Origin of the sequence: Bartonella sp. AP72JLCBS, assembly GCF_042195705.1 — a bacterium.
Classification (GTDB): Bacteria; Pseudomonadota; Alphaproteobacteria; order Rhizobiales; family Rhizobiaceae; genus Bartonella.
In genome coordinates, this window is the sequence record NZ_JBHIOU010000041.1 from 1 (window position 1) to 3,254 (window position 3,254).

Below are 3,254 nucleotides of genomic sequence, written 5' to 3' on the forward strand. Positions count from 1 at the left end.
GCAGGTATGGCAGAATCTTCATCAGACGGTTCTGGGTGGGATGCGCTTGCAAGTGGTGTGAAGCATCTTAATGAAGGTGATAAACGAAGAGAACAAGTCAATCAAACCGTCGAATACCTAAAATCTAAAGGTTACAGCGAAGAAGAAGCTGCTATCATGGCACGTAATCCGCAAATGCTTAGTGCGATGCTAACAGGTGGTGATAAACCTCAGTTAGATAAAGGTTATGAATGGGATCCCAATTCACAACTAGGTGAACGTAGAGCGAGACCGGTTAAGGGGTCGATGCAGGAACTTGAGTATAATCAGAAAAAACGAGACATAGAAGAGTGGGAAATAGGTAAGAGAAACACTGCTGCTGTAGCAGCAAAAGAAATTAATCATATTGTGGATACAGTTAACAATGCTCTTCAAATTATAGAGAAGAATCCCAAAAAGGCTGCTGGTAAGGTCGGTGCTTTTGCTCAGATTTTCCCCGATACTGCTGCAAAAACATTAAAAAATAAATTAAAAACGCTTGAAGGTGGTGTCTTTGTTCGAGTGATTGAAGCAATCAAAAAGCAAAGTGACGGCGGGAAATTAGGCGTTGGACCGTTATCTAATGAAGAAAGCAGGCGCATAGTAGCATCTTATGGTACTATGGACATTAGCGATAAACCAGAAGAACTATATAAAACGCTCTTAAAAATCAAAGATATGTTTGATCTTTTTAAAAAACTGAATGATGAGGAAATTTATAGGTTGTCAAATGGAATGGAAGTAAGACCGCGTCTAAAGTATTCTGCTCAATATGCTAATCAGTCGATGTCACAAGGAGGTAGTGCAAACTTGCCAACTACAATTAGCAGAGCAAATATTAAAAAACTTGCTATTGGAGATAAAGCAACCGTTCATGATGGTAAAGATTTGTATGAAATTATTAGGGATAGTTAAATGGTTCAGCATAATAATACTCATCAAGATTTTCCAGATTTTGGTACTGGAATAAGAATTATACGCCGTATCCCTAAACATGAATACGAAAAATCGGTAGAGGAACCATTTCCAGATTTTGGTACTGGAATAAGAGTTATACGTCGTATCCCTAAAGATGAATACGAAACATCATCCCAACATCCCGAAATAAGTAGCAGTGAAGCCTTTTGGAATTCTTTAAAGCATGGTTTGAGTTTTAATTTAGATGATGAGATTGCGGGGATTACAGCGGCAGGACGTGATTCTGATGATGAGTTGGCAATAAAGGCTTTTGCGAAGGGGCTTTACAACTATTGGACTGGAGATAAGAAAACCATAGAAAAATATGAGAAAGAAGCCAATAGAATACGTGATTATTATCGTAGGATGAGTGATCAACATTATTGGACTTCTTTTGCTGGAAATGCTTTAGGGTCGGCAATTCCTTCCCTTGCGACTTTAGGAGGAGGATTGTTAGCCTCAGGAGCACGCTTTGTAGCGCCTACACTTGCAAGGAATGTGGCGGGGTCAAAATTAGGTCAAGCCTTTTTGAAAGCAGGTCAGTTACCCCCAAGTCGATTTGCAAGTCCATTTTTAGGCATCACGAACAAAACAACATTGCCGCATTTGCTTAAAGTAGGGGCGGCATCTGGTGCATTACATGGAGCGGGAGAAGGTGAAGGACTTGGTAATACACTTACAAGTACGTTATCTGGTGCAGGTTTAGGAGCGGGTGGGGCATTGGCTGGAAGTGCTTTAGCTCATTTAGCTGGTTATCCGGTAAGCGGAATACGAAGACTTTTTTCTCCTTCTCATAAGGAAGGTGTTGCAACAGACACGTTAAGAGCAATCAGTAAACATTTAGGTAAGGAGGCGTCTGAAGAGCTAGGAGAATCTTTTAAAAAAGCAGTTCCTACCGATTACGTAGCTGATCATAGTCCTTTTTTACAGGATCTTGTTTTTGATATCGCGAAAAGAAATCAAGGAGCTTATCTTGATTTGACTAAAAGAGCTGGGCAGAGAGCGCTGGGAGGAGGGGAGCGTATTCATCAGGCAGCAGATGAACACTTTGTTCCTCGTCAAAATGTTACAGGTTTAAAAGATGATCTTATCGCGATTAGGAAAGCAGAACCACATACTCTTTACGAAATAGCTCAAAAAACACCAATAGGAGAACAGCATTATGGTGCTCTTAATGAATTAATGAAGCGTCCATACTTCAAACAGGCTTATAAAGGAGGGCTACAGGAATTCACGAGTGGTGGCAAAGAAGTCAGTTCGTTTTCTTCTGAAAAATTTAATCTCCTTAAAGAAAAGCCCAACATGGGTGTTCTCCATGAAACGAAGGTTAAACTTGGTCTTATGAGAGATGAAGCCGAGAAGATAGGAGATAATAGTAAAGTTCATACCTTAGTTGGCATTCAGAAAAAGTTATTAGAGCTTATGGATGATATATCGCCTAAATATAAGAAGGCACGATCATTGTATCATCAATATAGTTCACGTTTAGATGCCATGGATGAAGGTTCCAAAATCCTTAGCAAGTCGGTTAATAAGGATGAGTTCAGTAAAATCTTTGATGAATTACCAAAGGCACAACAAGAATACTTTAAAAAGGGTTCAAGGGCAGAACTTTTACAAGGCATGGGTCAAACAAAAGACGAAGTATCCAAGGCAAAGGAGATTTTTGGTACGAATGATCTGTATAAACGATTTGCAAAGATTTATGGAGCCGATAAAGCTTCTGCGGTCAAGAAGGTTGTCGAAAAAGAAGCTAATTATGCAGATTTTTATAACAGAATACCAGGTCGTGTAGCGGATGAAAAGATCTCTTTTACGCATAATGTCAGTATGCCAACGGGTAAATTTGATGCAGCTATGCAAGCAGGAAAAGCAGCGGTGAAGGCTTCTTGGATTCCTTTCAAAGAGGCGGCGTTTAGAGAGCGTCAACGGATTGAAAAGGATGTTGTCAAATTGTTAACAGGGGGGACACAGATTAAGAATGATCAAATTGTAGCTCTCATTCAACGCATGGTAAACGCGCATCATAAGGGATATGCGACAAAAGAATGGTTCAAAAAGCTTTCTGCTGCTTTGTTTGGAGGTGGGGGAAAAGCCTCAACGGAGGAGTTGAATTTATTGAGTGCATTTGAGTAAGGGAGGAGATTAGGCTATGACCCGTTCTAGTCCTTCTGTTAATCAAGCGATCCGTCAAGCAGCAGCGCGTTATGGTTTGCCAGAGAGTTATTTGTACCGTGTTGCGCAAGTGGAAAGTGGAGGCAATCCGAATGCAAGGAATC

General features: G+C 40.4%; 2 protein-coding genes and 1 pseudogene. All 3 read left to right on the plus strand.

Going from position 1 to position 3,254, the window contains the following annotated elements:
• A pseudogene (locus tag ACFILO_RS09075) lies at positions 1–933 on the plus strand (hypothetical protein); the annotation flags it as partial.
• Entirely contained in the window at positions 934–3,111 is a 2,178-nt protein-coding gene (locus tag ACFILO_RS09080; protein ID WP_375678180.1) for a hypothetical protein, read from the plus strand.
• A gap of 16 nt (positions 3,112–3,127) precedes the next feature.
• On the plus strand, positions 3,128–3,254 hold a 127-nt coding region (locus ACFILO_RS09085), incomplete at its 3' end, for a transglycosylase SLT domain-containing protein (RefSeq protein WP_375678181.1).

Bases quoted from the DNA above. Each gene is read 5' to 3' on its own strand.
- ACFILO_RS09080 (WP_375678180.1), top strand. From the start codon at position 934: ATGGTTCAGCATAATAATACTCATCAAGATTTTCCAGATTTTGGTACT.